3 protein-coding genes are annotated in these 3,426 nt (G+C 63.8%); 1 reads left to right on the top strand and 2 read right to left on the bottom strand.

The window, feature by feature from the left end; genetic code table 11:
- Positions 1-447, bottom strand: a 447-nt coding sequence (locus A6302_RS19775; RefSeq protein ID WP_483428749.1) for a protein kinase family protein, incomplete at its 3' end; no start/stop codon positions are given.
- A 319-nt stretch (positions 448-766) separates the two neighbouring features.
- Between A6302_RS19775 and A6302_RS21730 the strand changes: the two genes are divergently transcribed.
- Positions 767-2,629 carry a PAS domain S-box protein gene (locus A6302_RS21730; RefSeq protein ID WP_083255931.1) on the top strand — a complete coding sequence of 621 codons (1,863 nt, stop codon included), beginning with the start codon at positions 767-769 and terminating at the stop codon, positions 2,627-2,629.
- Positions 2,630-3,062: 433 nt separating this feature from the next.
- On the opposite strand, the gene A6302_RS19760 is transcribed toward A6302_RS21730, so the two are convergent.
- Positions 3,063-3,426, bottom strand: a 364-nt coding sequence (locus A6302_RS19760; RefSeq protein WP_083255930.1) for a phosphatase PAP2 family protein, incomplete at its 5' end; no start/stop codon positions are given.

Raw genomic sequence — 3,426 nt, 5'->3', positions numbered from 1 at the left:
CACCTGCAGCAGTTCGCCGACCGCGACCAGGCACAAGGATTCGAGGTGGGCGGCACCCACACCGATCGAAACGGCGTTGCCCAGCTTTTGGAGTGTCGTTCGAAGCGACGGGTCGAGGGCATACAGCAACGGTGGCGGGCTGCTGGCGGTGAAGCCGGTGCGGAATTCCTCGACCAGCGTCGTTGCGTCGAAATACAGCGCCGTGAAACTGTTCCTGCGGACCTTCGGCACGGACCAGCCGACGACCTCACATCCGGCCGGAACGAAGGTCAGCCGGTCGGCGAGTGAGCGGCGGTGAGAGCGGGCGCCGTTTGCGAGTTCGACCTCGCCGTCCAGCAACTCGATGTCGTGAAGGGCGAGGTAGTGGCTGTTGCCAACGACCTTGTACTCGAACCGTTCGTCCGGCAGCCGCACATGCTCGATGCTCAGCCCCGAAAGCTGCCGCATCGGACGATCCGGCGATCGGACCCTGGCGGATCTGAAATTCAGTTCTTGATCTGGATCGATATATCGGGCGCGTGACATTCCGAGTTCTTGCTTCAATTTCAGGTTTCATGCTACTATTATTATGCCGCCAGCATGGTCATGGGGCGATGAAATGGTCGACAATGCTAAGCTTTTCAGCATCGCCGCAATCCTACCGTCATGAACCGACGGATGCCGTGTCGAAGATGCACGCCCAGTCGCGCCCGGTAAGGGAGACCGTTCGCGAGGTGCACGACGTTGAACGGCAGACGCGTTATCCCCAAGCTGGACTGCTCGACGCGTGAAGTCTCAGGTCGCACCCCATCTCCTGCTCGACCTCAGCGACCGCCTGCGGGAAATTACCGCTCCGCGCGGAGTCATGACATCCGCGGCCGAGCTGCTGGGCCGGCACCTCGGAGCGATGCGCGTCGGCTATTCAGAGATGGAGGAGGACGGCGTCCACCTTCATATCAAGGGGGACTGGCGGGCGGAGGGCGTGGACTCCGTCGCGGGGCGCCACAATCTCGAAAGCTATGGCCCGGACATCGCTGCCGCCTACCGGTCGGGCCATATGGTCGCGATCGAGGATTTCGATACTGACGCCCGCACCGCCGGCAAACCCGCTGCCGGGGCGCATCACGCACTCGGCGTCCGCGCGCAGCTCGCGGTGCCACTGGTCAGGGCGGGACGGTTGATCGCGCTCCTGTTCCTGCACTCGGCCGAGCCGCGTCGCTGGAGCGAGGAGGACATCGCGCTCGTACAGGAGGTGGCCGAGCGGACCTGGGCGGCCGTCGAGCGGGCGCGTGCCGAGGAGGCGCTCCGCATCAGCGAGGCGAGGTTCCGCACGGCTCTGGAGATCGGGACGGTCGGTGCGATCTATTTCGACATGGACGGGCTGCTCACGGATGCCAATGACGCGTTTCTGCGCATGGGCGGCTACAGCCGGGAGGACCTGGAACAGGGGCGCCTGACCTGGCAGCGCCTCACCCCTGCCGAGTGGATGCAGGATTCCGAGCGTGCCTTTGCCGAACTGAAGGAGAAGGGCCACACCACGCCCTATGAAAAGCAGTATATCCGCAAGGACGGCTCCCGCTGGTGGGCCCTGTTCGCCGCCAAGTTGCTGCCCGACGGCACCGGATTCGAATTCGTGCTCGACATTACCGACCGGAAGCACACCGAGGAGCGCCTGCGCGACACGACGCGGCGGCTCAACGCGGTGCTGGACAATGCCTCGGTCGCCGTGTTCGTCATGGACGAGCACCAGCACTGCATCTACATGAATCCGGCCGCCGAGGTGCTGACCGGCTATACGCTGGCGGAAACACAGGGACGGCCGCTGCATGATGTCGTGCACCACACCTATCCCGACGGCCGCCCCTTTCCGATCCACGAATGCGCCATCGACCGCGCCTTTCCCGAGAACAACAAGGAACAGGGGGAAGAGGTGTTCGTCCACAAGGACGGCAGTTTCTACCCGATCGCCTTCACGGCGAGTCCGATCCGGCACGAGGATGGCAAGCCGATCGGCACCATCATCGAGGTGCGCGACATCTCAAGCGAGAAGGCGGCGAAGGAGCGTCAGGCGCTGCTGATCAACGAGTTGCATCACCGGGTGAAGAATACCCTGACGACGGTCCAGTCGATCATGAATTTCACCCTTCGCACCTCGGACAACATGGAAGCTTTCCAGAAGGGGATGACCGGCCGCCTCTTCTCGCTGGCCCGCAGTCATACGCTCCTGACCGACAACGAATGGGCGGGAGCCGACCTCCAGAAGATCATCCGCGCGGAACTCGAACCCTATGATGACGGCTCACGGCTGACGCTCGACGGAACGCTCTTCCAGCTTCCCGTCGATGCAGCCGTACCCTTCGCAATGGCCGTGCACGAACTGACCACGAACGCGGTGAAATACGGCGCACTGTCGGTTCCAAACGGCCGACTGACAGTCGGCTGGACGACAGAGCGGACGGAGGGTGGCATCATGCTCCATCTGGAATGGGTCGAGAGCAATGGTCCCCCCGTCACGCCTCCGACCCGCCGCGGCTTCGGCTCGACCTTGCTTGAGCGCGTGCTGGCCGGACAACTCGGCGGCACCGTGAACGTGAGCTATCCGCCGGAGGGGGCGCGCGTACGCATCCAGGCAGTGATCTCGCAGTCTTGAAATGGAAGGCAGCGTCAGCATCCTGCGGCTGACCGAAGCGACGATGACCGGGTTGCCCGAGCCGGCAGGGGAACGCGCGCCCGAGCCCGAACTTCCGATGTGGCGCGAGAACTGGCGTACGGCGTCGTCGTTCGCGTGCTCGATGACTGAGAGCTTCCCCCGTCGACCTGTGGGCGGTGTTTCCGACGGGACGGCTGGCAAGCGCCAAGCGCGCGCATTCGCCGATTTCGGGGAAGCCGCCGTGGACGGAGCCGTGGCCGGGACCGCCGCGGCGGTTGGCGTCTAGCCTCGGACAGCGAGCACCGCCGCTGGAACACGTGACAGCCGTTCGTATCTGCGGCCTGCCTGGCACTGGCTGGGGCCGACGATTTTCCGGCGGCGCCTCGCGACCGGCGGCGAAACCGGCATTCTGACTGGCCATTTCGTCGTAAAGTCATCTGCCGGCGAAGATCGCGTCGATCTGCGGTGCGTTGCGCGAGAATATGCGCCACAGGAGGATAGCCCAGATCAGCATCACGTTCCATGCGATGACGACATCCGAAAGGAAATGCGCCCCATGCAACACTCTGGTGAACGAAAAGCCTGCCGCGAGAAGGCCAACCGCTCCGAGATAGACGATCGCGTATTTCGGCCGGACGAACACGACCAGTGTGAGCAGGGCAAAGGCGCTAGCCGATTCTCCCGAGATGAATGAACAATTCTTGACGCATTGGTCGGTGAGTTCCCAAGGCGGCGTGAAGAACGCGTCGCCGCCGAATTCCTCGAGAGCCTTCGGCCGCGCCCTCGCAACGAGCATC

Source organism: Methylobrevis pamukkalensis, assembly GCF_001720135.1.
GTDB lineage: Bacteria > Pseudomonadota > Alphaproteobacteria > Rhizobiales > Pleomorphomonadaceae > Methylobrevis > Methylobrevis pamukkalensis.
The sequence above is the reverse complement of the archived record's forward strand: the minus strand, read 5'-3'. Positions and strand labels throughout refer to the sequence as shown.